The organism is Meiothermus hypogaeus, from assembly GCF_003574035.1.
GTDB lineage: Bacteria > Deinococcota > Deinococci > Deinococcales > Thermaceae > Meiothermus > Meiothermus hypogaeus.
Window position 1 is genome coordinate 1 of sequence record NZ_QWKY01000019.1, and the last position, 24,486, is coordinate 24,486.

Annotated in this window: 25 protein-coding genes; 14 read left to right on the plus strand and 11 right to left on the minus strand. The window is 58.9% G+C overall.

The features are described from left to right. The 6 genes from Mhypo_RS06835 to Mhypo_RS06870 all read left to right on the plus strand — a co-directional run. On the plus strand, positions 1-542 hold a 542-nt coding region (locus Mhypo_RS06835), incomplete at its 5' end, for a prepilin peptidase (protein WP_147371342.1). 736 nt (positions 543-1,278) lie between these two features. Next, positions 1,279-2,538, plus strand: coding sequence for an ABC transporter substrate-binding protein (locus tag Mhypo_RS06850; protein ID WP_119340552.1), 1,260 nt, complete (start codon positions 1,279-1,281; stop codon positions 2,536-2,538). Positions 2,539-2,800: 262 nt separating this feature from the next. Beyond that, positions 2,801-3,793, plus strand: coding sequence for a type I glyceraldehyde-3-phosphate dehydrogenase (gap, locus tag Mhypo_RS06855; protein WP_119340553.1), 993 nt, complete (start codon positions 2,801-2,803; stop codon positions 3,791-3,793). A gap of 95 nt (positions 3,794-3,888) precedes the next feature. Next, entirely contained in the window at positions 3,889-5,076 is a 1,188-nt protein-coding gene (locus Mhypo_RS06860; RefSeq protein ID WP_119340554.1) for a phosphoglycerate kinase, read from the plus strand. Between the two features lie 3 nt (positions 5,077-5,079). Continuing rightward, a complete protein-coding gene (locus Mhypo_RS06865) occupies positions 5,080-5,598 on the plus strand; it encodes a GNAT family N-acetyltransferase (RefSeq protein ID WP_119340555.1) in 519 nt (172 codons plus the stop codon). Continuing rightward, complete coding sequence (locus Mhypo_RS06870) at positions 5,595-6,548, plus strand: nitroreductase family protein (RefSeq protein WP_119340556.1); 954 nt, start codon at positions 5,595-5,597, stop codon at positions 6,546-6,548. Before Mhypo_RS06865 ends, Mhypo_RS06870 begins: the two co-directional genes overlap by 4 nt. Before the next feature lie 79 nt (positions 6,549-6,627). On the opposite strand, the gene Mhypo_RS06875 is transcribed toward Mhypo_RS06870, so the two are convergent. The 4 genes from Mhypo_RS06875 to Mhypo_RS06890 form a co-directional block, all read right to left on the minus strand. Beyond that, entirely contained in the window at positions 6,628-6,999 is a 372-nt protein-coding gene (locus Mhypo_RS06875; RefSeq protein ID WP_119340557.1) for a VOC family protein, read from the minus strand. Between the two features lie 60 nt (positions 7,000-7,059). After that, on the minus strand, positions 7,060-7,956 hold the full coding sequence (locus tag Mhypo_RS06880) for a VOC family protein (RefSeq protein ID WP_119340558.1): 897 nt from the start codon (positions 7,954-7,956) through the stop codon (positions 7,060-7,062). An 87-nt stretch (positions 7,957-8,043) separates the two neighbouring features. Continuing rightward, positions 8,044-8,424 (minus strand): Lrp/AsnC ligand binding domain-containing protein, encoded by a 381-nt coding sequence (locus Mhypo_RS06885; RefSeq protein ID WP_119340559.1) that lies wholly within the window; start codon positions 8,422-8,424, stop codon positions 8,044-8,046. A gap of 52 nt (positions 8,425-8,476) precedes the next feature. Next, positions 8,477-8,773: a hypothetical protein gene (locus tag Mhypo_RS06890; RefSeq protein WP_119340560.1), complete on the minus strand. Its 297-nt coding sequence runs from the start codon at positions 8,771-8,773 to the stop codon at positions 8,477-8,479. Positions 8,774-8,881: 108 nt separating this feature from the next. Here Mhypo_RS06890 and Mhypo_RS06895 point away from each other — a divergent pair, with 108 nt between their 5' ends. From Mhypo_RS06895 to folE2, 6 genes are all read left to right on the plus strand, one after another. Next, complete coding sequence (locus Mhypo_RS06895; RefSeq protein ID WP_119340561.1) at positions 8,882-9,274, plus strand: helix-turn-helix domain-containing protein; 393 nt, start codon at positions 8,882-8,884, stop codon at positions 9,272-9,274. Positions 9,275-9,401: 127 nt separating this feature from the next. Next, complete coding sequence (locus Mhypo_RS06900; protein ID WP_119340562.1) at positions 9,402-9,866, plus strand: GyrI-like domain-containing protein; 465 nt, start codon at positions 9,402-9,404, stop codon at positions 9,864-9,866. A 14-nt stretch (positions 9,867-9,880) separates the two neighbouring features. Further along, complete coding sequence (locus tag Mhypo_RS06905) at positions 9,881-10,600, plus strand: ImmA/IrrE family metallo-endopeptidase (protein ID WP_119340563.1); 720 nt, start codon at positions 9,881-9,883, stop codon at positions 10,598-10,600. Between the two features lie 95 nt (positions 10,601-10,695). Beyond that, positions 10,696-11,109, plus strand: a complete 414-nt coding sequence (locus Mhypo_RS06910; RefSeq protein WP_119340564.1) for an NUDIX domain-containing protein — start codon at positions 10,696-10,698, stop codon at positions 11,107-11,109. Then, positions 11,106-11,819 (plus strand): bifunctional dihydropteridine reductase/dihydrofolate reductase TmpR, encoded by a 714-nt coding sequence (tmpR, locus tag Mhypo_RS06915; protein WP_119340565.1) that lies wholly within the window; start codon positions 11,106-11,108, stop codon positions 11,817-11,819. Before Mhypo_RS06910 ends, tmpR begins: the two co-directional genes overlap by 4 nt. Before the next feature lie 228 nt (positions 11,820-12,047). Next, positions 12,048-13,103 carry a GTP cyclohydrolase FolE2 gene (gene folE2 / locus Mhypo_RS06920; RefSeq protein ID WP_119340566.1) on the plus strand — a complete coding sequence of 352 codons (1,056 nt, stop codon included), beginning with the start codon at positions 12,048-12,050 and terminating at the stop codon, positions 13,101-13,103. A gap of 430 nt (positions 13,104-13,533) precedes the next feature. Here the strand turns inward: folE2 and sufU are convergent, their stop codons facing one another. Next, positions 13,534-13,983, minus strand: coding sequence for a Fe-S cluster assembly sulfur transfer protein SufU (gene sufU, locus Mhypo_RS06925; RefSeq protein WP_119340595.1), 450 nt, complete (start codon positions 13,981-13,983; stop codon positions 13,534-13,536). Positions 13,984-14,069: 86 nt separating this feature from the next. On the opposite strand from sufU, the gene Mhypo_RS06930 reads away from it, so the two are divergent. Continuing rightward, positions 14,070-15,854, plus strand: a complete 1,785-nt coding sequence (locus tag Mhypo_RS06930; RefSeq protein ID WP_119340567.1) for an ABC transporter ATP-binding protein — start codon at positions 14,070-14,072, stop codon at positions 15,852-15,854. A 241-nt stretch (positions 15,855-16,095) separates the two neighbouring features. Here Mhypo_RS06930 and Mhypo_RS06935 read toward each other — a convergent pair whose 3' ends face one another. Beyond that, positions 16,096-17,340, minus strand: coding sequence for a cysteine desulfurase (locus Mhypo_RS06935; RefSeq protein WP_119340568.1), 1,245 nt, complete (start codon positions 17,338-17,340; stop codon positions 16,096-16,098). A gap of 389 nt (positions 17,341-17,729) precedes the next feature. On the opposite strand from Mhypo_RS06935, the gene Mhypo_RS06940 reads away from it, so the two are divergent. Next, complete coding sequence (locus Mhypo_RS06940; protein ID WP_119340569.1) at positions 17,730-18,944, plus strand: class I SAM-dependent methyltransferase; 1,215 nt, start codon at positions 17,730-17,732, stop codon at positions 18,942-18,944. A 94-nt stretch (positions 18,945-19,038) separates the two neighbouring features. On the opposite strand, the gene Mhypo_RS06945 is transcribed toward Mhypo_RS06940, so the two are convergent. From Mhypo_RS06945 to Mhypo_RS06965, 5 genes are all read right to left on the minus strand, one after another. After that, positions 19,039-20,907, minus strand: coding sequence for a LamG domain-containing protein (locus tag Mhypo_RS06945; RefSeq protein ID WP_119340570.1), 1,869 nt, complete (start codon positions 20,905-20,907; stop codon positions 19,039-19,041). A gap of 291 nt (positions 20,908-21,198) precedes the next feature. Continuing rightward, a complete protein-coding gene (locus Mhypo_RS06950; RefSeq protein ID WP_147075572.1) occupies positions 21,199-22,116 on the minus strand; it encodes a hypothetical protein in 918 nt (305 codons plus the stop codon). 559 nt (positions 22,117-22,675) lie between these two features. Beyond that, a complete protein-coding gene (locus tag Mhypo_RS06955; protein WP_119340572.1) occupies positions 22,676-22,900 on the minus strand; it encodes a hypothetical protein in 225 nt (74 codons plus the stop codon). Positions 22,901-23,034: 134 nt separating this feature from the next. Further along, positions 23,035-23,436 (minus strand): methylglyoxal synthase, encoded by a 402-nt coding sequence (mgsA, locus tag Mhypo_RS06960; RefSeq protein ID WP_119340573.1) that lies wholly within the window; start codon positions 23,434-23,436, stop codon positions 23,035-23,037. Positions 23,437-23,498: 62 nt separating this feature from the next. After that, positions 23,499-24,413 carry a sugar phosphate isomerase/epimerase family protein gene (locus Mhypo_RS06965; protein WP_119340596.1) on the minus strand — a complete coding sequence of 305 codons (915 nt, stop codon included), beginning with the start codon at positions 24,411-24,413 and terminating at the stop codon, positions 23,499-23,501. Between the last annotated feature and the right edge of the window lie 73 nt (positions 24,414-24,486).

The following is a 24,486-nucleotide window of genomic DNA, read 5'->3' on the forward strand; positions in this document are numbered from 1 at the left end:
GTACGGTGGGGGGCGTTTGGCTGGGTGGGTTGGGCATTGTGGTGGGGCTCTTAAATGCCTCGCTCAACGCCCGCAGCGGGAAGGTATTCGCCCTGCACGACGGCCTGACCCTGGGGCTCGCCGCACTGGCGCCCCTATTGGCCTGGGTGCTGGGCCTTTCACCCCTGGAGAGCCTGCGGGGCATGCTGGTGAGCGCGGGCGGTATGGCCCTGGCCGGTATGCTCTACTGGTGGTTGCGCAACCCCACCGACAAGGTTGAGCCCGAGCCCGAAGCCGAAAACCCCACCGGCTACGTGACCGTAATGGGCTATGGCGATGTGGTACTGGCTGGCTTTCTGGGGGTCTGGCTGGGCTTCACCAACTTACTTGTAGGAGTTTTTGTTGCGGTGTTCGCGGGCGCCATCATTGGCCTGATCATGCGGCGGTTTGGCGGCGACAACCAGATTCCCTTTGGGCCGTACCTGGCCATTGGGGGGTTAATTGCCATGTTCTACGGTACAGCCATTGTGCAGTGGTATTTGAGCTACATTGGCCTCTCCTGATCCTGCTTTTCTGGCCTTTCGCTCCTTTTTATCCCAGTGCCACCAACAGCCAGTACGCACCGACGCACCCCGCAACGCCATGACCCCCCAGCGCAAAGAGGGTGTAGGAGGCCCTGACATCCATTCTTGGCACATCGGCCAGATAGAGAAAAACCAGGATAGCCGTAAACGGGATGGAGCCGCTCCCTTGAAAGCGGTCTCGCTCGCAAACCCAAAAAAATACCACCAAGCCCCCACCCCTGCGAAAACCGAAGCATACAGGCCAGATGTGATACCAGATTCGGTTAGTTCGTCACCTTTGGTGACGAACTAACCCGACCGAAGGGAGTGCTCTAGGATTCAAAAAGACAGCCTCTAGTGTTTTTGGTTTTGTAAACTGTCTTTTTGAATCCGGTATGACCAGGCACCACCGCCAGAGGACAAAGGGGCATAACCCAGCATACTGGCTGAAAGCCCGCCAGCCAGGCGGTCAGCATACCCTTGCCCACCTCGAGCACCCCACCCCTTTCCCGGTTGGCGGAAACTCCCGAAGTACTGGCCAGGTCACGCTTGCGCATGTCCCAACCACGCAAATGTTCTGTCAAAATGGGCAAGCATGAGTAGGAAATCCATAGGGAGCGTCCGGTGCACGCTATCAAACTTGGGGTCTGGACTTCAAAGCCAGGGTATAAATTTGGAGTCAAGCGGGCTCACATAGCCCTGACATTGGGGTTCAAAAGTGTCGTAGGAGGATGAGATGAAACAGTGGTTGCTCGGAATGTTGGTGCTCGCCGCTGGCCTGGGGTTAGCTCAGCAAAGACCAGAAGATATCATCAAAGCGCAGTGCGAAAAAGCCGAAGTGGTAGCCGAACTCTGGCATGGCTTCCGGGGTGGAGCGCCCAAGGATGCCCTGGACAATCTGGCTGTAGAGTTCAATCGCACCCAGGGGGGTAAGGTTTGTGTGCGCCCGGTCAGCCAGGGCAACTACCGCGACCTCTCCACCAAGATCAAGGCTTCGTTTGCCTCGGGCAAAATCCCGGTGATGGCCCAGGCTTTTGAGAACAACATGGCGCTGTATCTGGAAAGCGACGCCCTGCTGCCGATTCCAAGCCTGGGGGTGGATCTGAAGGGGGTCAACCCGCTGTTTGCCAACGCGGTCAAGATCAACGGCCAAATCTATGGGGTGCCCTTCAATAAGAGCATCCAGCTGCTCTACGTCAACCGTGACCTCTTGAAGAAATACAACGCTCGAGTGCCTTTGAGCATCCCCGAGTTTGTGGAGACCGCCAAGAAAATTTCCGAAGGCGAAAAACAGCCGGTGTACTGGTTTGTGCCCGATGCCTCGACCTATGCCTACTGGTTCTTCACCCTGGGGGGCAACTACCTGCAGAACGGCAAACTGGTGCTCAACTCGGCCAAAGGGCTGGAGGCCCTCGAGTTCCTGGTCAAGGCCGTTAAGGATGGCTGGGCCAAGCCCATCACCAACGGCTTCATCAACGAGAACTTCGGGTCGGGGGTTTTTGGCTTCTCTACCGATTCCTCGGCGGGCTACAGCTTCTATGCCCGGGCGGCCAAGTTCGACGTGGGCGTGGCCACCCTGCCGGGCCGCACCGACAAACAACCCGGTTTTGGTTTGGTGCAGGGCACCAACATCGTGGTGTTCAAGGGAGCCGACGACAAAGAAAAACGGGTGGCCGCCGACTTCCTGCGCTTTATCATCTCCCCCAAAGCTCAGGCGGTGTTTGGAGTGGCGGCCAACTATGTGCCGGTTAACCAGGGCTCAGGCGTAGACCCAGTAGTAACCCGCTTTGTCAAGGAGAACCCCGCCTTTGGTGTGGCCATCAGCCAGGCCCGCTTTGCCCGCTTCGAACCGGCCCTCTCGCAGTGGGAGCAGATTCGCTTCGACATTCTGGGCCAGGCCATCAAGGAAGCCGTGCTGGGACAGGCCACCCCCAAAGCCGCCCTCGACAAGGCCCAGAAAGCCGCCGAGGATCTATTGGCCGGCCGCACCCGCTAAACCCGCAGGGCACCCGTCTCCGCCTGAGGTTGTTCGGGCGGAGTATTTCTGCATCCGGACATCTCACGCAAGCAACTTCTGTGGGGAGTGGCTCGGCAGATGATCCCAACGGGTATTCAGCCACAAACCGCCGTAGATAAACCTGAAGTATTACTTATTGCAAAGGGGTATTCTTGTAACTGGGCGTCTTGGGATGGAGGGGTTATAGTGTCCTGCGGAACGCGGAAGTAATCCGGCGTTTAGCTCAAGTAGGAGGAATCTTATGAAAGTAGGCATCAACGGTTTCGGGCGCATTGGCCGTCAGGTGTTCCGGATTCTGCAGGAGCGCGGGGTGGAAGTGGTCGGCATCAACGACCTGTCGGATAACTCCATTCTGGCCCACCTGTTCAAATACGACTCCAACTATGGCCGCTTTCCCGGAAGCGTCAGCTACGACGAGAAGAACATCACCGTCAACGGTAAGACCATCCGGGTCTACGAGGAAAAAGACCCGGCCAACCTGCCCTGGGGCGAGATTGGGGCCGACATCGTGATTGAGTCCACCGGGCGCTTTACCAAGCTCGAGGCCGCCGAGGCCCACCTCAAGGCCGGGGCCAAGAAGGTGATCATCAGCGCCCCTGGCAAGGGCGACATGCTCACGGTGGTGATGGGCGTCAACGAACACATGTACGACCCCGCCAAGCATCATGTAATTTCCAATGCCAGTTGCACCACCAACGGCCTGGCCCCGGTGGCCAAGGTGCTCAACGACCACTTTGGTATCGAGAAGGGCATCCTAACCACCGTACACGCCTACACCGCCAGCCAGAGCCTGGTAGACGCCGTAAAAGACGACCCCCGCGACGCCCGGGCGGCTGCCCTCAACATTGTGCCCAGCGAGACCGGTGCAGCCAAGGCCGTGGGGCTGGTCATCCCCGAGCTCAAGGGCAAGTTTGGCGGCATGGCCTTCCGCGTGCCGACCAGCACGGTCTCGGTGGTGGACTTCACCGCTGTTTTGAACAAAGAAGCCAGCAAAGAAGAAATCAACGCGGCCATGAAAGCCGCTGCCGAAGGCCCCATGAAGGGCATCCTGGCCTACACCGAGGAACCCCTGGTTAGCAGCGACCTCAAGGGCGACCCCCACTCCTCCATCTTCAGCGCCCTGGACACCCTGGTGGTGGGCAACATGGTCAAGGTGGTGAGCTGGTACGACAACGAGTGGGGCTATAGCTGCCGCGTGGCCGACCTGGCGCAGTACATCGGCAAGAAGCTCTAGATGCTCCTCCCTCCTGATGGGGGAGGTTGGGAAGGGGATTTCCCTTACCCCATCCCCTCTCCCACAAGGAGAGGGGATTCTACTTGAGGTGCAGTATGCGAACTCTAAAAGACTTCGACGCGGCCGGTAAGCGGGTGCTGGTACGGGTAGATTTCAATGTGCCCATCAAAGAAGGCAAAGTTAAAGACGAAACCCGGATAACGGCGGCCATTCCCACCCTGAAGCATCTGTTACAGCAAGGCGCCACACTGGTGTTGTTCTCGCATCTGGGGCGCCCCAAGGGCGGCTACGAAGAGGCCAGCAGCCTAGCCCCGGTGGCTCCAGTGCTGGAAAAACACCTGGGCAGGCCGGTGATTTTCATTGGGGGCTCGCCCGAACTCACCCCGGCCAGCGAGGCCACCCTGGAGCGCGTGAAGGCTGCCCCCGCTGGCTCGGTGATTTTACTCGACAACGTGCGCTTCGAGGCCGGCGAGGAAAAGAACGACGAAGCCCTGGCGAAAAATTTCGCTCGCCTGGCCGATGCCTTTGTGTTGGATGCGTTTGGTTCGGCCCACCGGGCGCACGCCTCGGTTACGGGTGTGGCCCGGTTCCTGCCGAGCTACGCGGGCTTCCTGATGGAAAAGGAGGTCGAGAGCATCGGTAAGGTACTCCACAACCCCGAGAAGCCCTACTGGGTGGTGCTGGGCGGGGCCAAGGTCTCGGACAAGATCGGGGTGATCGAGAACCTGTTGCCTAGAGTAACCGGCATGGTGATTGGCGGCGCGATGGCCTTTACCTTCCTCAAGGCCCAGGGGGGACAGGTGGGCAAGAGCCTGGTAGAGGACGACAAGCTAGACCTGGCCCAGGGCCTGCTCAAAAAAGCCGCCAGTCTGGGGGTCAAGTTGCTGCTGCCCAGTGATGTGGTGGCGGCCCAGAAAATCGAGGCCGGAACCCCCACCCGGATTATGCCCGCCAACGCCATTGAGGAAGGCTGGATGGGCCTGGACATTGGCCCTGAGAGCGCCCGTACCTTTGCCGAGGCCCTGCAGGGGGCCAAGACGGTGCTATGGAATGGGCCTATGGGGGTCTTCGAGGTGGACGACTTTGCCAAGGGCACCCTGGCGGTGGGCGAGGCCATTGCCAAGCTGGAGGGGGCCTTTACGGTAATCGGCGGGGGTGACTCGGTAGCAGCAGCCAACAAACTGGGCATGGCCGATAAGTTTAGCCATGTCTCCACCGGCGGGGGAGCCAGCTTGGAACTCCTCGAGCTCGGCACCCTGCCCGGCATCGAAGCGCTCAGCTAAAGCATGCGGGTACTTATTCAACCCGAGCAGCCCGACAGCGCTGTTGCCAGGGAGCTCATTGCCGAGCTCGACGCTACGCTCAACCCCCACTACCCCCCCGAGAGCCGCCACGGCTACAGCGTGGAAAAGCTGATCGAGCGGGGCGTTGCCTTCTTCGTGGCGTACCTGGACGAGCAGGCGGTGGGCTGCGGCGGGGTGCAGATTGTTGGCAGCGAATACGCCGAGCTCAAGCGCATGTACGTGCGGCCTGGGTTTCGCGGGCGGGGTGTGGGGAAGCAACTGCTGGCCCATCTGGAAGCCTACGCTGCCGGGCAGGGTATCCGGGTACTGCGCCTCGAGACGGGCGTACACCAAAAAGAGGCCATCAGCTTGTATCAAGGCTTTGGCTTCCGACGCGTCCCCCCTTTCGGCCCTTACCTCGAGGATCCTCTGAGCCTTTGCTTGGAAAAAAGCTCTCGTAGAAATGCTCTACAACCGGCGCCACAGTTGGACGCGCACCCCGGCGATAGGCTAGCCCCGTGAGTGACCTCTACGAGCTATATCAGCGCCGCGCCAGCGTGCGCAAATTTAAGCCCGAACCCCTGCGGGAAGGCGACCTAGACAAGCTTCTGTTGGCTGCCCAGCGGGCCCCCACCGATGCCACCGCGCAGATGTACAGCCTGCTGCGTATCAGCAACCCGGCGCTCAGAAAGGAAATCTCGAGCCACTCCGGCCAGAACCCCCACATCGAGACCTGTGCCGAATTCTTCCTGATTCTGGCCGATGTTTACCGGCTGCGACGGTTGCTCGAGCGCCGGGGAGGCACCTTTGGGCGCTGGCCCCGCACCGCCCTACACTTTGCCATTACCGATGCGGTGCTGGCCGGAAGCGCTCTGGCCACCATGGCCGAGAGCCTGGGCTACGGCATTGTGTGGATTGGAGGGGTACTGAACGGCATTCGGGAGATTGTCCGGCTCTGCAAGCTGCCGCAGGGGGTGATACCGGTAGCCGGGCTGTGCGTTGGGGTGCCAGACGAAAGCCCCAGCCCGCGTCCTCGGCTGCCTAGAGGGCTGGTGGTGCACGAAAACCAGTACCACGATTACAGCCCAGAGGAACTCGAGCAAGCCTATACCGCCATGGCCCCTATCACCCGCAGTGGCGACTGGTACCGGGTGCTGGAGCGCTACTTTGCCCAGGGCGGTACCATGGAGGAGCGCGAGCCAGCCTATCAGGTGCTCACCGCCCGGCAAGGCTTCGAACCCGACCTACCCCCGGAACTGCTGGAAAAGCTAGAAGAAAAGGAAATCGAGGCCGGCTCGTTAGGTCAGCTCATCGAGGCGGCCTTTACCGGGGGCTTTCGCAGCCTGCAGTTTCATAGCAAGGGCTACGTCTGGGTCGAAAAAGAACCCGAAGCCTACCGAGGCGACGGCCCACCCGGCGAAGCCCTGGCAAAAGCCCTGCTACAATCCCCCAAAGAGCGGGTCATCCCATGAGTTCCTGTCGCGTTTCCCACCAATACGACACACACGGTGCGCCGTATTGTAGTCGGGACAGCAAAAACCGCCGTCCCGACTATTCATGGGAACCGCTCTGGTAGACCCGAATGGCCACACCGGAAGGATCCAGAACCGTAAACTCGCGTGTGGCCCAAGGCTTATTTTCCAGCTTGCCGTTGGGGTGTACGATGCCCGCGGCTTCGCAGCACACATAGAGCAAGTCCACCTCGTCTACCTCGAGCCGGAAGGCGTAGTTCTGGCCTACCTCTGGGTTGGGCTCGAGGTAGAAGTGCAGCCGCAGCCCATCCCGGCTGAGCCCGCCGTACTCAACCGGCTGCCCCCAGCTAAAGGGGTCTTCAAAGCCCAGATGGGTCTGATAGAAACGCAAGGACTCTTCTATATCACGGCTCGGAACCACGGGAATAATCGCCAACGTCTTTACCTGCATACATCACCTCAAAACCGGGGGCGACACTTCCACCGCCCGGGTTTACAAGCTTGCAAGCCATCAGGCATAGGCCCTTTGCAGTTCGGCCAGCTCGAGCTTTTTCATCTGAAGGATGGCCTGGTTGACCCGCTGTACCCGCTCCGGGTCGGGGTCATGCAGCATGGCCTCCATGGCCCGGGGCACCACCTGCCAGCTCAGGCCGTATTTGTCTTTGAGCCAGCCGCACTGCTCAGCCTCGGGCGCTGCCGAGAGCTTGGACCAGTAATAGTCGATCTCTTCCTGGTTATCGCAATACACCATGAACGAGATGGCTTCGTTGAAGCCAAAACCGTGCTCGAGGGCGCTCTCCGAAACCGAAAACCACTGGCCTTCCAGCATAAAATCGCTGTACATTAGCGTACCCTCTCGCTCGGGTTCCGATCCGGCCGGGTAGCGAAAGGTCACACCACTGCGGGCATCTTTGAAAATCGACAAATAGAAGTTCTGGGCTTCCTCGGCCTTGCCGTGCAAATCCCCCACAAATAAGAGTGACGGGATGACGAAAGGCAGCCTGGGTTCCATGTTGTCCGAGAGGATTAACTGCCAGTAGAGCCCGTAGCGATCTCGAAGGTAACCAAAAAGGGGCGCAAAAGGGTACGGACCCAGCGGCATTAGCTCCTCACCGCCGGACAAAAGGCTGTTCCATAGGGCCAGGAGGTCTTCTCTGGTGCGGCCCTGGGAGGGGTCAAAGTTGAGGATAAACGAGACCGAGGGGTTGAACTTGAACAACGGCCCCGCACTGATGGCCATGAAGGGCTGGCCCGCCAGCTCAAACGAGACCAGGTCGCAGTCGCCCGAGGGCGTATCGCGCAAAACAACGGTGCTGGTGATTTTAGAATCGGGAAATACGCTGCAATAGAACACAGCTGCTTCCCTGGCTTCCTGCTCGAACCACAAGTGGGGGACAATACCGGGCATAAAAGGCCCTCCTTTGCTGTATAGCGGTTTCAGTTTACTTTACACGTTTATGAGCGTTGGGGCGAGGCGGGCAAATGTCGCTCTACTTCAGGCCGCCAGCTTCACCGAAATCTTCTTGACCCCAGGGGTGGACTGTACCTCGGTCAGGAGGGATTGTAGCGCTTCAAAGTTGTGCTGCTCTACCACCAGCACCGCCTCGGAAGCGCCCAGCAGGGCATCGGCCTTGACCACCCCAGGCAGGCGGCTCAGGGCGTGCGCAAGGCGTTTGGGCTGAGCACAAGAAACGAACACATACGCCGAAACCCGACGAATATTTTCCACAACCGAAGCCTGGGCTTGCTGGGCGAGCTGCATCATGCGGGCCTCCTGAACTGCTTTTGCAATAGTGGGGCCAATCCCCACGGTTTCCTCGATCAGGCGTTGGTGCCGATACCGGGCCTCTACTTCCAGAAATAGGGTCGAAAACATACCCACCTCCACCCCTCACTATGCGGGGCCAGCATCCAGAAACAGTCATGCGCTAGCTTGCGATCGGAAGATGCTGACGTTCCAGCTGGGTGAAGCGGTGGAACAGCCTGGACAGACGGTCTTCTGGGTAGTAGGTGGTGCGGTAGAGGATGGTGGCCTCGAGCCAGGCCTGGGCCAGCGGCTGAACCATAGGGCGAAGCAGGGGTATTTTTTCGCGTAGTTCGTTTTCCAGGGCCCACAAACCAATCTGGCCCTTACGGTTGTCAAGCTCGATGAGGGTGTTGAGCACTTCACTGGGATGTGCGGTGCCGCGTCCAATGGTTCTCCAGACATTTTCGCTGATGTTCATATGCCTGCCTCCCATTATGATATTAGCATAATCTATCTGCATAACGCAATACCTACCCAAGGACATTACGTCTTGACCGTAGAAAGTTTTTATGCTAACGTCAGAACCATGACATTAGCCGAACGTCTTCGCGAACTGCGCACCCAGCAGGGTTGGCGCCTGAAGGATTTGTCCGAAAAGAGCGGGCTTTCCGTGCCCTATCTGTCCGACCTCGAGCGGGGCCGCACCAACCCCTCCCTCGACACCCTGCAAACCCTGGCCGGCTCCTACAACGTCACGGTCAACGACCTGCTGGCCCCGGTAGACTTCTACGGCGAGCGCACCGAAGCCTCGCTGCCCAGGGGCCTGGCCGAGCTGATTGCTGACCCCACCCTGGGGGCCGAAATCACCCCGGAGTGGCAGCGCACCCTGGCTCGCATCGAGCTGCGCGGCAAGCGCCCGGAGTCCAAGCGCGACTGGTACGAAATCTTCCTGCATCTGAAGCGGGTGCTGGAAGGGTAGCCGGGAACTAAAAGCCAAAAGCCTATGGCATACAAACATGCCATAGGCTTTTTTCTTGAACCGTCCATGGTCAAGTTTGCCAGGGATAAGCGCTGCTGAGTGCCAAGTCCTCAGTAAGATGATGGCTATGGATAAGCCCGTTCGTACCCGCGAGTCTGGTTTCTTTGTTGCGGGCTACGAGGTTCGCACCAGCCTGGCCCTGGAGCAAAATCCCCAGACTGCTAAAATCCCGGCTCTGTGGGAAAAAATCGAGCGCGGCGAGCTCGAGCTGCTGATACCCAAGCGCCTGGCCAAGGGTAAGCCCTTTGGGGTTTACTATAACTACGCCCCAGAGGGTTCATTCTCCGTGCTGCTGGGCTACCAGGTGATGGGGCAAGATGATGTTCCACCCGGCCTGAGCGGGCTAAACGTGCCGGGGGGCTGGTATTTGATGTTTACTGCGCAAGGCGCCAGTCCAGCCCGGGTCGCACAGACCTGGCAACACATCCGGACCTATTTTGCGCAGTCCGGCGCACCCCAGAGGGCCTATACCTTCGATTACGAGGTGTACGAAAACAGCCAGCGGGTCTCGATTTTTGTGGCCGTTAGATAGCTTTGCCAAGGATTATGAATCTAAGACCCAAGGTAATCGCACTGGCCCAGGGCTACCGCAAGGCCCATGCCCCCCTCACGCCCGAACGGCTGGCCGGGGGCATTGGGGCAAGCCTTTCTTATAGCAAGCTGCCGGAGGGCAAGTTTGGGGCGCTGGTGCCGGAACAAAATCATATTTTGGTTGATCAGGACTCCCCTCCCAAACGCCAGCGCTTTACCCTGGCCCACGAGGTGATGCACGTGCTAATCCAGCAGGACGACGACCTGCTCTCCGACCTGCACGAGGCCTACGAGGGCCAAGAGCTGGAAAAGGAGCTCGAGGCCCTGTGCAACCTGGGGGCCGCCGAGATGCTCCTGCCCGGCGAGGTGGTGGACGCAGCCCTGGCCAAGAAGGGCCAGAGCCCCCGGCTCATACCCGAGCTGGCCGAGCTGCACCAGGTCTCGGAAGAGGTGGTCATCATCGCCCTAGCCGAACGCGGCCCCACCCCTTCGATTGTGCTAATGGCCGGCAGCAAGCCGCTGCGGGTCTATTTCAGCGCCAAGCACCCCCGCATCCAGGGCCGAGTAAGCCGGGGCGCCGGTTTTCGCCGCAACGACCCCCTGGTAATAGCCTTCGAGACCGGCCTGCCGCAAAAAACCAAAACCGCCCTCCCCAACCACGCCGTGCTGTACAGCCTCGAGGCCTATCCCAAAGGCGGGCGGGTCTATGCGGTCTACAAGGAGTTGCAGAATTAGGCCGGGCTCGAGGTCTCCCGTTCCCTGGCCTTTGGCCTATGTTAACCTTCAGCACCTTTTCTTCGTGGATGCCCGCGTAGCCTGGAGGTCGCTGTATGGAGCCCAAATACCCCATTCCCACAGTTGGGGCCCTGGTCAAGGGGCCTTCGGGCCGGGTGCTTATCGTCAAGACCCCTAAGTGGCAGGGTTTGTGGGGGGTACCGGGGGGCAAGATTGAGTGGGGAGAGCCTCTCGAGGCCGCTTTGCAAAGGGAGTTCCGCGAGGAGGTGGGCCTCGAGCTTATCCGCATCCGCTACGCCTTGTTGCTGGAAGGGGTGTTCGACCCGCAGTTTTACAAGCCCATGCACTTTCTGTTCATCAACTACTTCGCCGAAAGCCTTGCTGAAACCATAGAACCCAATGAGGAAATCCTCGAGTGGGCCTGGGTGACCCCAGAAGAAGCCCTGGGGTACCCCCTGAACAACATCACCCGCACCCTGATTGAGAGGTACCTTCAGGGGGAAGCATGAGCAAGGTCGCCCTGGTAACGGGCTCGGCCAAAGGCATCGGGCGGGCTATCTTGCTTGCGCTGGCAGAAAAGGGCTTTGATGTGGCCGTTCACTATCGCAGCAGCGAGAGCGAAGCCGAGCAAACCCGCCAGGAGGCCCTGAAGCGAGGGGTGCAGGCCATCAAGGTAGCGGCGGATGTCACCCAGGTGCAGGAAGCAGAGCGCCTGATTCATAGCGTGTCCGAACAACTCGGCGGATTGCAGGTGCTCGTCAACAACGTGGGGAATTACCTCAAAAAACCCATTGAAACGTTGAGCCCCGAAGAGTGGCACGCCATGCTGGACTCCAACCTCAACGCACCTTTTTACCTGACCCAGGCGGCTCTCCCCTACCTGTGCAAATCCGGCTACGGGCGGGTGGTCAATATCAGCTTCGCGGGCGCACAAAACCTGCTGGCCCGACCGGATATCACCCCCTACGTGATTGCTAAAACCGGCCTCATCATCTACAGCAAGTCGCTGGCCCAGCGCCTGGCCGCTCTGGGGGTAACGGTAAACGTGGTCTCACCGGGGGTGGCTGAGAACTCCGTCTCCAAACCGCTAAAGGACATCCCCATGGGCCGCCTGGCCGAGCTCGAGGAGCTGGCTCGTGCAGTCTTGTTCTTTGTGGACGAGGCCAATGGCTATCTGACCGGACAGGTCATGGAGGTTGCCGGCGGATGGAATCTTTAGGGCTTGCTGCACCTGAAAACCAGGGCAGGGTTTTGCGCGGCAGTCATGGCCGCATATGCGTTTGAGAAAAACTAGTGTTCAGGTTACGTTTAGTTTTTGTATAAGATGGCATCCTGTATCAGGGCAGCTACAGACTGCCCATGGGGCCTGAACCAAGCGCAAGGGAGGTGGTTCAGCCCCCACTTACCAGGCTCCCTTGGCATTGATGAGCCGTCAGACTGCTCGAGGTTGCTGGCGGAAAAGGAGTCCCCCTTGCTTAGCTACGACAACAAGCAAATCCTCGATCTACCCCTTCCCAAACTGGACAAAAACGGCGGCAAAAAAGCCTATCTCTTCCGTAACACCGACGGTGCGGAGCCCATCATTTCCCGTTACTACGACCACCACTTCCAACCCGACGATGCCTACAAAGCCAGCCTGCCCGACATGACCGAGACCGTGGACTCGGTCGAGGGGGCCAATGTGGCCATCCAGCAGGTCGGTATTTCGGGCTTCAAGCTGCCGCTCAAGTTTGCCACGCCACGGGGCGAAGCCCTGACCCTCGAGGCCCGCGTGACCGGCACGGTCTCCCTCCAGGCCGACCTCAAGGGCATCAACATGAGCCGGATTATTCGTACCTTTTACAGCCGTAAAGAGGAGGTCTTCAGCCTCGACACCTTGGCCCAGGTAGTGCAGGACTACCGACGCGACCTGGATAGCCTGAGCGCGCGGGTCAAGGTGGCCTTTAGCTACCCCATGCTGGTTTCTGCCCTTCGCTCTGGGCTGGAAGGCTATCAGTACTACAGCGGTAGCTACGAAGCCCTGGTCGAAGAAAACGGCACCATTCGGCGCTTTGTGGAGCTCGACTTTGTCTATTCCTCGGCCTGCCCCTGCTCCGCCGAGCTGGCCGAACACGCCCGCGACAACCGGGGGGCCTATGCCATTCCCCACAGCCAGCGCTCCAAGGCCCGCATCAAGGTGGAAGTGGCCCCCGATACCTCGCTGCACCTGGAAGACCTGATCCAGCACGCTCGCGAGGCCCTCAAGACCGAGACCCAGGTCATGGTGAAGCGAGAAGACGAACAGGCCTTCGCCGAGCTAAACGGGGCTTACGTGAAGTTTGTGGAGGATGCTGCCCGGCTGGTCTACGAGCAACTCATAGCCGATCCACGCATTCTAGACTTCCAGGTGGCTTGCTCGCACCAGGAAAGCCTCCATTCCCACGACGCCGTCTCGGTAATCGCCCGGGGTGTACCCGGCGGATTCCGCGCCGATTTCAACGACTTCAGCACCCTTCTGTGTTAGAAGAAAAGTGGTGTGGGGGCAATAATCCCTCGGTTCTCGCCTTTCCCTGCCAAGACGACGGGGATACATGGACGCCCCACGTCCGAAAGAGCACATCGCCTGGTGAGCGGCAGATGTGAGCTATAACCCTCTTGGGGACAGCGTTCCCCATGCACCTTGAAATCTGGAGTAGGGAGTTCCAAGCGCCGCGCCGTAGCGCGGCGCGGTCCGATGGGTAAAACTCCAAACGAACACCTGTGGCATTCGCCCCGCCAAGGCGGCTCGGAAAGCATTGCGCTCGCCTACCGATACGGCGGCGCTTCTTTCACCACGAAGCGGGGTGTCAAGGTTATTTCTGGGCTCGGATGGAGCCTTCGGGGATGGGCACTGTACAAACAGTTCCATGATGCCCGAGAAGCCTTGGACTTCAGCCCGAGGAGTCGTCACAGGGCTACTCCCTTACTTCGCGTGGCAACGCACCTGCCCGGGAGGCCGCTTGTTCCAGGGCGTTCCAGGCTAAGGTCGCACACTTGACCCGGGCCGCCAGTTTGTGTACCCCGGACAGTGCCGCCAGATCGCCCAGTTCTGGCGTAGGGGCCGCGCCATCGACGACCATGGCCTTAAACTGCTGTTCCAGGGCCAGCGCCTCGAGCCAGGATTTACCCTTGACCAGATCGGTCATGAGCGAGGCCGAGGCCTGGGAGATGGCACAGCCCTGTCCGCGAAAGCGCAGGTCTGCGATGCGCTCCCCGTCGGTCAAAACCATTAGTTCAATCTGGTCGCCGCAGGAGGGGTTGTCGCCCATCACCCGCACATTGGCCGAGTCTAAGGGGCCATAGTTGTGGGGCGATTTGTAGTGGCGCAGGATAATCTCTTTGTACAGCTCCTCCAGAAGGCTCATAAGCACCATTGTAAGACGGTTGAACGGGGCATTAAGACCCAGCCCACAATGCCAGCCCTATGGCTGCATCAGACTATCAGCCAGACATGCGACCTGCATTACAAACATCTTCATCGGCCTCGAGGCGCGATTTCCGCCAGCTTGGCCGCCTATTGGGCTACACCCGCCCCTACCGCCTGGGCCTGCTGCTGGCTGGCCTGTCGAGCCTCATCTCCACCGGTTTTTTTCTGGCCTTCCCGCAGCTGGTCAGCCGGATGCTGGACGCCTCGATTTTCCAGCAGGGCAACCTGGCCCAGATTGACCGCTACACCCTGCTGCTGGTGATGGTTTTTGCCGGCCAGGCCCTATTCTCTGGCTTACAAAACTACCTTTTTGCTCGCTCGGGCGAGGGGGTAGTGGCCGACCTGCGCCGCCACCTGTTTAGCCATCTGCTAAGCCTCTCACCGCGTTTTTTCGAGAACCACAAAACCGGCGACATCACCAGCCGCTTGACCTCGGACGTGGCCACGGTGCAGGGCGTGGTCTCCAACGCCCTGGTTCAGCTTTTCACCACCCCGCTGATGTTTGCCGCCACCTTGAGCATATTGTTCTGGACCAACTGGAAGCTCTCGAGCTTTATCCTGGCGGTAGTTCCCCTGGTCATTCTGGTGGCCATCGTACTGGGGCGCATCATCCGGCGGCTCAGCAAGGCCTTCCAGGACAAAGTAGCCGAGGCCAACGCCCGCGCCGAGGAGTCCATTAGCGGCATCCGGGTCGTGCAGTCGTTTACCGCTGAGAAGCTCGAGGCCGAGCGCTACAGCCAGCTCATCGGCGAGTCGTACCGCACCGCCCTACGGCGGGCGTTAGTTTCTTCCGGCCTCAGCGGGGTAGTATTTTTTACCATTTTCAGCGCGCTGGGCCTCATCTTCTGGTACGGCGGACGGCTGGTCTCGCTGGGCGAAATTACCCCGGGGCAGCTGGTCTCCTTCATTCTGTATGCCTTTAACGTGGCGGCCAGCGTGGGTACCCTGGCGGGCATCTGGAGCCAGGTACAAAGCGCCCTGGGGGCCAGCAGCCGAATTTTCGAGCTACTGGATACCCCGCCCGACCTGAAAGAACCCGAAAACCCCATTCCCCTAACCGCGGTGCGGGGCGAGGTGCGGCTGGAGAACGTGCACTTTGCCTACGACGACCGAGGCAAGGTCTTGCGCGGGGTCAGCCTGACTGCTCCCCCAGGCCAGGTGGTGGCCCTGGTAGGCCCCAGCGGAGCCGGTAAAAGCAGCCTGATTGCCCTGATCCCGCGCTTTTACGATGTGACCGAGGGCCGCATTACCCTGGACGGAGTGGACATCCGCCAGCTACGGCTTCAGGACTTGCGCCGGCACATTGCGCTGGTGCCCCAGGAAACCCTGCTCTTTTCAGGTTCCATCGAGGACAACATCCGCTACGGCAACCCCCAGGCCAGCCAGGCCGAGGTCATCGAAGCCGCCAAAGCCGCCAATGCCCACACTTTTATCCAGGAATTCCCCCAGGGCTACCAAACCCTGGTGGGCGAGCGCGGGGTCAAACTTTCGGGCGGACAGCGCCAGCGTATCGCCATTGCCCGGGCCTTGCTGAAAAACCCCCGCATCTTGATTCTGGACGAGGCCACCAGCTCGCTCGACTCGGAGTCCGAGGCCCTGGTGCAAGAAGCCCTGGACAAGCTTATGCAGGGCCGCACCACTTTTGTGATTGCACACCGCCTTTCTACCGTGCGCAATGCCGACCGGATTGTAGTACTGGACAAAGGTCAGGTGGTGCAGCAGGGCACCCACGAAGAGTTGCTGGCCCAGGGGGGGCTTTACAAAGACCTCTACGAGTTACAGTTCCGCGAGGAAGCGCCCATTGTTTGATACCAGATTCGGTTGATTCGCTACTGTTCGGTAACGAATCAACCCGAGCGAAGTTATCCGCGTAGCGGAGGGCGATACCGCCCCTTGGAAGTTATCCGCGTAGCGGAGGGCGATACCGCCCCTTGGAAAACGAGACGCTTTTTCGCCGACCGTTCGGGAGGGGTGTGCTCCAGGATTCAAAAAGATAACCTAATGGGTTTTTGGTTTTGTGAACTGTCTTCTTGAATCCGGTATGAATCCCTCACAGCCAGTCTTTGAAGAAGTCTCGTACCTTCTTCAGAGCCTCGATGAAGCGGTCTATGTCTTCCAGGGTGGTGTAGACATAAAAACTGGCCCGCACTGTCGCGGGTACGCCCAGCTTGCGGTGCAGGGGCTGGGCGCAGTGGTGCCCGGCCCGCACGGCAATGCCGTACTGGTCGAGGGCTGTAGCCACGTCGTGGGCGTGAATGTCGCCCAGCACAAAAGGAATCACCCCGCCCCGGCCGGGGCCCCTTGGACCGAAGGTGCGCACCTCAGGCAGCTCTTCGTCCAGGCGCTTTAGGGCGTAGGCGGCCAGCTCGAGTTCGTGCTGCCATACCCTGTCCATGCCCAGGTTCATCAGGTACTCTGCAGCCGCCGCCAGCCCGATGGCCTCGGCTACCGCCGGGGTTCCGGCCTCGAAGCGCTGGGGAGGTGCTGCATAGGTGGAGCGCTCTACGTATACCTCTCGAATCATGCTGCCACCCCCTAAAAAGGGGGCCAGGGTTTCCAGTGCCTCGTAGCGGCCCCACAGCACCCCAACCCCAGTGGGCCCCAGCATCTTATGCCCGGAAAAAGCGTAGAAATCGGCTCCTAGTGCCCGCACATCTATGGGCATATGGGGGGCGGACTGGGCCCCATCTACTACCACCAGGGCTCCCACGGCTTTGGCCGCCTGAGCAATTTCGGCCACCGGATTGACCGTACCCAGCACATTGGACACGTGCATTACACTCACCAGCTTGACCCGCTGGGTGAGGAGGGTATGCAGAGCCTCGAGCTCCAGACGGCCATCCGGCCCCAGTGGAATGGCCTTGATGCGGGCCCCTGTACGCTCACAGATCAGATGCCAGGGTACCAGGTTGGCGTGGTGCTCCATCTCGGTCAGGAGAATCTCGTCGCCGGGACGCAAGTTGCGAAGCCCCCAGGCATAGGCCACCAGGTTGAGGGCCTCGGTGGTGTTGCGCACAAAAATAACCTCGCGCTCATCGGCCCCAATAAAGCGGGCCAGGGTATGGCGGGCCTGCTCATAGGCTTCACTGGCTTGCACCGACAGGGTGTAGGCTCCCCGGTGGATACTGGCATTGAGCTCCCGGTAGTAGCGCGAGATCGTTTCGATAACGACTTCGGGTTTCTGGCTGGTAGCCGCTGAGTTGAGATAGACCAGGTCGGGACGCTGCATCAGAAGCGGAAAATCCTGGCGAATAGCTTGGGGTGTGACAATGGCCATAAATTTAGGGTAGCCCATTTCCAACAGGACGTTTAGGGCAGAAGGTTCATTTGTCCATTTTGGTTCAAAACCCCCTGCTGTAGCACAAAACCGAATGTCTGGCCGCCTGCGGATGTCCAGAAGCGCGTGTCATAGAAGGACCAGAAATTAACAACATTTATCAATAATTAAAACAACAAGTGGCTTTATATCGCTTTAGATCAGCATTCAAGTAAGATTAACAGTCCGCTGTTGGCTCGTTAAAGAACGCGTTACACTTACGTTGTTCATAAAAAAGCGCATTTTAGACCCCTTAACGAAGCGATACAACCCGCTACCCATGCGGGTAAACCTCGATAACGGAAGGATTACGGCCTGGTTTGTACCCTCTACACAGTGATGCCGCAGTTGCGGCCCAGGGGAGTTCGATGAAGAAAGTCAAGACGTGTCGCTCGTGCGGGTCGGGAGAACTGGTGCCCTTTCTAAGTTTGGGTAGGCTTCCCCTCTCCAGCACTCTGGGCGCCGATCAGCTTGCCAGCCCCGAAGAACGGCGCAGCCTCGAGGTGGGCTTTTGCAAGCGCTGCAGCCTGGTTCAGCTCATGGGCGACGCTGCTGAGGATTCTCCGGCCCCTGCTCAGCCGGAGCAGGAGGGGTTGCTCGAGCGGCTAATGCACGACTATCGGCTGGGCTCGCACCACCTGGTACTGGCCCTGGAGGGCAGCAGCCAGCAGCTAATGCGCCAGTTGATGCAGGCGGGTGTGCGGGTGGTGTATCTCGAGCCACATCCAGAGCGCAGCAAAGCGGCTTCCAGCAAAGGCATTCTCACCCGACATGAGCGATTTGATCGCCACTATGCCCACCTGCTGCGCGAGGAAGGCCTGCAAGCCGATGTGGTGCTGGTCAATCAAATGCTTACTTATAGCAGCGACCTCAACGGGCTGCTCGAAAGCCTCGCGGAGGTGCTCAAGGATACGGGCTCGGTGGTGATGGAACTGCCCTATGTGCGGGCGTTGCTCGAGGCCCGGCAGTTCGAGCACTTTACCCACCAACAGCAACACTATTTCTCGGTCGGTGCCTTGCACGAACTGGTGCGCCGCCACGGCTTGTGGCTCCAGCGGGTTGAACCGCTCTCAGAGGGCTATCTGCGCTACTACCTGGGCAAGTCCCGTCAGGTTGAATCTTCGGTGGGCTGGTATCTGGAGGAAGAGCAAAAGCTGGGCCTGACCGATGCCGCCTATTACCTCGAGTTTGCCTCCCGCATCGCCGCTGTGCGCGAAGCCTTGATGGCTCTACTGACCGAACTTCGAGCCCGTGGCCGAAGGGTGGCCGCCTACGGGGCCAATCTCCAGGGCACGGTCCTCCTCAACTATGTTGGGCTTGGTCGCGAGGTAATTGATTTTGTAGTAGATAGCGATGCCAGCAAACAGGGACGCTATATGGCTGGGGTGCATGTCCCCATCTATGGGGATCACAAGCTGCTCGAAGAACAACCCGACTATCTGCTCCTGCTCAGCCATCAACCCAGCGGGATGGCCCGCCAATACCCTGAGTATTTAAAACGGGGGGGCAAGTTTATCGTAGCCTTACCCTACCCCGACATTCTGAACACGCCCCTCGGGCATAAAATTCAAATTGGTACTTGAAGCAATCCGCAATGGGTTTCACCAGGATAGTTCTTAGCATTTCTTCTCTGGACTATTTACGCTATTGATCCAATGGTTGAGGAAACTTGGGCGTCTACTTGTGCGCGACCCAGGAACGGAAAATACTACCGGTATCTTCTCCATAGCCACTCAAAGCAAGCCCTACCCGCCGGATGTACAGGCGGTCGGCTCCGGGGTAAATGTCGCTCAGCGCCCGGTACAGTACAGGTTCGTCGTCAAGGTAGACCTGAAACCGTTCACCATCACAAACCACCCGAAGACGCACCGGTACGCCGTGGTAAAGCAGATCGGGTACGCGACTCCAAACCATGTCGAAAGGGTCTTCATAACCGGCAAAACGCAGCATTGCCGCCACCGAGCTTTCGCTATCATCCAGGCGCAAGGCTACCACCAGATGATGCCTGGCATCCTGCCAGAAACAGACTCCGGCTCGGCTTTGCTGGCTTTGCCCCTTACTCTGGCCTGGAGGAAGAATTTCGACTTCCAGATCGGCCAGATGGGTACTATCCCAGGGCATGGTATAGACGGCGCGTTCTCCCGCAGCCGCTTCGATACGTAGGCCCCCCTCCGCAGGCATCAAATTTGCACGTCCCAGGGTGGGCTCCCAGGATAGCAGCAAATCTTCGGCGGGATGGTTCAGATAGGGGGCGAACACTGTGGTCTGACCCCTGGCCTGCCAGGGTTGTCCCAGATCGAGCTCCGGCGGGAGTTCCACTTCGCGTGGGTGCACCTCGAGGTCGGCAGCCTGTCCAACCAGTCCAACCCCAGTTTCGTTGGCCAGACGATGCTCGAGGATGGGGTGCTCGGAAAAGAGGGGCTGGCCGTCCAGGGTAATGATGAGGGCTTTTCCATCGTCCAGCACCTGCACCCAGTGGGGTTGCTGAGCTGCACCGGTATAGGGCTGGACAGCCAGCACATACTGCTGGAGGCCATACTGCAAGCGCAAGCGGACTTCCTGAGCTTTCAGCTCCAGGGCCAGAAAATGCCCTGGGTCGTGGTAACGCCAGATCAGGCTGGCAGGTGCGGTCAGGCGCACATGAAACAGCCCTCCGGCTTCTCGCGCTTGCAAAAGCATGCCGGGGCCGTGCAGTTGCCACACCCCACCCTGAGCCGCCTTGCGCCCCAGTTGTGGCTGGGGATCGACCAGCAGGGCTGTACCGTACCCCTGCCAAGCAGGCACATCGGCTACCCGCACCCCATACACACGGGTGTCTACCCGGTGCCCCATTTCCCCCAGGATGGACTGGTAAACCCCGGCGTATAAGTCCTTTGCCGTCAGGCTATAAGGGTCTATCGCCAAAGGCCGCAGCCTGGGCAGGGCTGGGAGGTGGCGGCTGCCCTCGAGCGAACCGGCATAAAAAGCCACCCCCTTCTCGCGCAGTACCGAAAGCAGATAGATTGGGTTGTTCTGAACACCCAGAAGCAGGTGATGTAAACCCCGCACCTTCGCTGCGCACAGCCGGCCATTCTCACGGGGATGCCCCTGCATAACCAGGGCCTGACCGGACTCGAGGGGGTTGGTGGGCACAGGCTGATCAAACCAGCCTACCGCCAGATTTTCCCGGATGGGCTGGGGCCAGAAATGCGCCTTGAACGGAATTCGAGCGGTAGCGTTCTCCTGGCCGCCAACAAGCTGTAGCGGCGGGGTGCTCAGGGGTTCGGCATAGGTTTGTGAGTTGTTGTGTCCGTTGAGCATCAAGACCCCAAAGGCCAGTCCGGCTCTCCGGGCAAAGGGGCCATAGGCAATTCCCTGACGGCCCCAGCCTGGCGTGTCCAGGGGGGCAAAGCGCAAAACCCCTTTCTCCACCGAGATTTTGGCTTCTACATCTATCCCCAGACGTACACTTCCACAATCACTGGCGCTGCCAATAACATCGCCATACAACACTTCCCGCGTAAAGCGATCCAGGATTTCGGCAGGAGAAGTCTTGGGGTGTTTCATGCGCAGTTACAACGTTTGAATTTACACTATGCAAGCGTTCGTAACCCCGCCGTGAAGAAAAAACCCGCAGCAATCAGGAATAAAAACTTCGGAACGTTACCATCTAATCTTGGGTCGGCTTGACGCGACACGATTGCATAACGGCTGGGGATAACGGGTAACCCGAACGACCCGTACTCAGATAACCCCCCAACAATAAGCTGCGCCTTCGTTGGCCCTGCAAGCAGGAAGTAAAACACTCCACCAGATGGTGGAGTGTTTGTGGAGAACAGGAGCAGGGGATGGAAAGTATCAGCGGCAGGTATCGCTCTCGACACGAAACCAGCGCTGTCCATTGAGAAAAGTCTTGTCGCCGTCATATTCGACCCGCAGGCGCTCTACCCCACCCCCATCCACATTGAGCAGCAATACGGCGCTGTTTTGGGTGGCTGATTCAATACGCCAGCGTCCCAGAGCCCGACCATTGCCCCCGCTCGAGGCCGTCGCACCCGGCACATTGATGGTGGTCAGGCTTTCGTCAAGGTAGGCAAAGCGGCCGTCGGAGCACAGGTGCAGGGTGCGCTGTTCGGAAATCCCCCCGCCACCGCCGCCCGAGTTATAGCTGGAGAAATACTTGAGCATCTTGCCAGCCAGAAACTGCGTCCACTGCCGCGCCACGCCGGTTGGGGCTGGGGGTGCCGGCTGGGGCCGAGCCGCCACAGGGGCCTGGAACCTGGTGGAGCCTGCAAGCCCTTCCAGCAGTTGCCCATAGAGGGCTTCGTTTTTTTGCGGACCAGCATAGAAATAGATCACATGGTTTCTCGAGCCCAGCAGGGCCAACGCCCGCCCTACGTACTGGCTGTTAAGATAACGGGCCGTCACCCTCGAGCCTTGTGTCCTGACCGAGCCCACCAGTTCCAATACCACCCCCGCCCCCAGGTCTTGCGCTTCGTTCAAACCGGCCACCACCTGGGCGGGGGTCTGGTCTTTCATAAAAATCACCAGTCCAACGCCCTCCACGCTGTTGGATCCCAGCACCAGCACGGCCTGTCCACCCTCTTCTTTGTAGGCTCCTAGCCAGCCTTTGGGCAAGGTAAAACTGATACCGAGCGTCGAGGACTTGACCTGCACACCACCTTGATATTGCTGATCAGGTCTGAGCTCGGCCTGGGCCACTGCGATTCCACAAATCGTTGAAGCCACCCACAAAGCGTGTCTTAAGTGTTTCATTCCTGGCCTCCTGTTCCCCAGTATTTACCCCATGCGTCTCACCAGCATCTCAGTGCGGGGTTGTATTGGGCTAAGCTGGACACAGAAGGCGACCCCGCGTGCGCCAAATGCGCAAATTTCCACTACAAAGGCCCCCAACCGGATAGCCCAGGAGCACGAATAAGCCGGTTTCGCCAACTATACCGGATTCAAAAAGACAGTTTACAAAACCAAAAACACCAGAGGCTGTCTTTTTGAATCCTAGAGCACTCCCTTCGGTCGGGTTAGTTCGTCACCCTTTGGTGACGAACTAACCGAATCTGGTATTTTACCCTACAGGCCATGTAGAGCACTAAACACGGTTGGGCCCACCCAGCCTTGTTTCTAAGCTGGATATATTTTTCGCATCCGGCTCACCGATGGGCTCGAGCCAGGTTTTCTCCGAGCATCTTCCTCTGCTAGGGAAATACCAGCAGCGGGATGATGACCTTAGAAATTACGTTAGATTATTCAACCGTCGAGGGTGGGTATTTTTGGGCGCTCTACAAGCGTCCGGTACACTGCTTTTTCAGTTGTTCACCTAAGCCTGAATGCGGTTGGGGGGAGGGGCAGGGGTCTCGTGGCTTCGCGCGCCTTGCTGGATGCCGATCAGAAAACTCATCTTCATCAGGGCGATGATCTGCTCCGTCTGCCCCGACTTAACCAGCTCGTCCACATATTCCGCTAGACCTGGGGGGAAAGGCATTTGCTGTAAGGCTTCGCGGTTAGCTTCAACCATTTGTTGAATCCACTCGAGAGGTGTCATATCTACTTGCTAATATAGCACTCAACTTTTCTAACATTCGGGTTTTTGACACTATCGCGGGTATCCAGGTACAGGCCTGACCAGAGGCCCTATTGCCCAACTACACACTCTCACCGTTTGGTGGACACCTTTTCCTACTGACCGACCAGCCGCTCATTGGCCGATAAATCGCTCTGGAGCCAGGCCAGCACGGCCTCGGCGGCTGTCAGGTTGGTCGCCAGGGGAACATTATGAACATCACAGACACGCATCAGAGCCTGCACATCGGGTTCATGGGGCTGAGCCTGGAGGGGATCACGCAAGAAAATAACCGCCAGCACCTTGTCCTCTGCAATCATGGCCCCGATCTGCTGGTCGCCACCCAGCGGCCCCGAGAGCATCCGGGTCACGTTCAGGCCAGCTTTTTCCTGCAAGAGTCGTCCGGTTGTACCGGTAGCAACCAGGGGAAAGCGCGAAAGCAGGTCTTTGTGGTCTTTGGCAAAAGACACCATGTCGGTTTTCTTGCCATCGTGAGCAATGAGGGCCAGTACCTTCATGGGCTCTATTGTATGGTTCTGTCCTTAGCTCAAAATCCGGTTGGAACCATGTAAAAAGCAGTTCAGACGACAAAATTTCGTAAGAACCGTCCTGATTGTACGACGGCCCGCTTGCGGTCTTCCAGGCTGCCCTCGTAGGCCCGGTCTTCAACCTCGATGCAGACCGGCCCATTGTAGCTGGCCTCGGTGAGGCTGGCGAAGAACTGGGTCCAGTTCACATCGCCCAGGCCCGGCAGTTTGGGGCTGTGGTATTCCAGCGGGGTAGCCAGGATGCCGACCTGGCGAAGCTTGTCTCGGTCTACCCGCACGTCCTTGGCGTGGACGTGGAAGAGCTTATCTTTGAACTCCAGGAGGGGCCAAGCCGGATCCATCATCTGCCAGACCAGGTGGCTGGGGTCGTAGTTGAGGCCGAAGTAATCGGAGCGGATGCGACTGAACATCTCGCGCCAGATCACCGGGTTGATGGCCATGTTTTTACCCCCCGGCCACTCATCCCACGTGAAATACATGGGGCAGTTCTCGATGCCGACCTTCACCTTTTGCTGCTCAGCATGCTTAATAATCTCGGGCCAGCGCTCCTCGAACAAAGCCCAGTTATCCTTGAGGCTTCGGGTAGGGTCACGGCCAATAAAGGTATTCATACGGCCAATTCCGAGTTTTGCCGAGGCCGTGATGACCTTTTTGATGTGCTCAATATAGACCCTGGCCTCCTTTTCATCGGCTACCAGGGGGTTGGGGTAGTAGCCAAGCCCCGAGATCGAGACCCCATACTGCTGGGTCAGGGCTTTGATTTTCTTGATTTCGGCTTCGGACAGGCTGGCCACGTCAATATGGGTCACGCCTGCATAACGACGCTCGGCTTTGCCTTTGGGCCAGCACATCACTTCTACCGTATCGAAGCCCTGCTCGCTGGCGAACTCGAGCACCTGTTCCAACGAGAGGTCAGCGAGAATCGCACTTACAAAACCTAGTTCCATGAGCATCTCCTCTTAAGGTCGCAAAAACCGGTATATCTGGGTTACGATACCCTCTCCCAAAATGGGTTCGCCA

Bases quoted from the DNA above. Each gene is read 5' to 3' on its own strand.
- Mhypo_RS06850 (WP_119340552.1), top strand. From the start codon at position 1,279: ATGAAACAGTGGTTGCTCGGAATGTTGGTGCTCGCCGCTGGCCTGGGG.
- gap (WP_119340553.1), top strand. From the start codon at position 2,801: ATGAAAGTAGGCATCAACGGTTTCGGGCGCATTGGCCGTCAGGTGTTC.
- Mhypo_RS06860 (WP_119340554.1), top strand. From the start codon at position 3,889: ATGCGAACTCTAAAAGACTTCGACGCGGCCGGTAAGCGGGTGCTGGTA.
- Mhypo_RS06865 (WP_119340555.1), top strand. From the start codon at position 5,080: ATGCGGGTACTTATTCAACCCGAGCAGCCCGACAGCGCTGTTGCCAGG.
- Mhypo_RS06875 (WP_119340557.1), bottom strand. From the start codon at position 6,999: ATGCAGGTAAAGACGTTGGCGATTATTCCCGTGGTTCCGAGCCGTGAT.
- Mhypo_RS06880 (WP_119340558.1), bottom strand. From the start codon at position 7,956: ATGCCCGGTATTGTCCCCCACTTGTGGTTCGAGCAGGAAGCCAGGGAA.
- Mhypo_RS06885 (WP_119340559.1), bottom strand. From the start codon at position 8,424: ATGTTTTCGACCCTATTTCTGGAAGTAGAGGCCCGGTATCGGCACCAA.
- Mhypo_RS06890 (WP_119340560.1), bottom strand. From the start codon at position 8,773: ATGAACATCAGCGAAAATGTCTGGAGAACCATTGGACGCGGCACCGCA.
- Mhypo_RS06895 (WP_119340561.1), top strand. From the start codon at position 8,882: ATGACATTAGCCGAACGTCTTCGCGAACTGCGCACCCAGCAGGGTTGG.
- Mhypo_RS06900 (WP_119340562.1), top strand. From the start codon at position 9,402: ATGGATAAGCCCGTTCGTACCCGCGAGTCTGGTTTCTTTGTTGCGGGC.
- Mhypo_RS06905 (WP_119340563.1), top strand. From the start codon at position 9,881: ATGAATCTAAGACCCAAGGTAATCGCACTGGCCCAGGGCTACCGCAAG.
- Mhypo_RS06910 (WP_119340564.1), top strand. From the start codon at position 10,696: ATGGAGCCCAAATACCCCATTCCCACAGTTGGGGCCCTGGTCAAGGGG.
- tmpR (WP_119340565.1), top strand. From the start codon at position 11,106: ATGAGCAAGGTCGCCCTGGTAACGGGCTCGGCCAAAGGCATCGGGCGG.
- sufU (WP_119340595.1), bottom strand. From the start codon at position 13,983: ATGAGCCTTCTGGAGGAGCTGTACAAAGAGATTATCCTGCGCCACTAC.
- Mhypo_RS06930 (WP_119340567.1), top strand. From the start codon at position 14,070: ATGCGACCTGCATTACAAACATCTTCATCGGCCTCGAGGCGCGATTTC.
- Mhypo_RS06935 (WP_119340568.1), bottom strand. From the start codon at position 17,340: ATGGGCTACCCTAAATTTATGGCCATTGTCACACCCCAAGCTATTCGC.
- Mhypo_RS06940 (WP_119340569.1), top strand. From the start codon at position 17,730: ATGAAGAAAGTCAAGACGTGTCGCTCGTGCGGGTCGGGAGAACTGGTG.
- Mhypo_RS06945 (WP_119340570.1), bottom strand. From the start codon at position 20,907: ATGAAACACCCCAAGACTTCTCCTGCCGAAATCCTGGATCGCTTTACG.
- Mhypo_RS06950 (WP_147075572.1), bottom strand. From the start codon at position 22,116: ATGAAACACTTAAGACACGCTTTGTGGGTGGCTTCAACGATTTGTGGA.
- Mhypo_RS06955 (WP_119340572.1), bottom strand. From the start codon at position 22,900: ATGACACCTCTCGAGTGGATTCAACAAATGGTTGAAGCTAACCGCGAA.
- mgsA (WP_119340573.1), bottom strand. From the start codon at position 23,436: ATGAAGGTACTGGCCCTCATTGCTCACGATGGCAAGAAAACCGACATG.
- Mhypo_RS06965 (WP_119340596.1), bottom strand. From the start codon at position 24,413: ATGGAACTAGGTTTTGTAAGTGCGATTCTCGCTGACCTCTCGTTGGAA.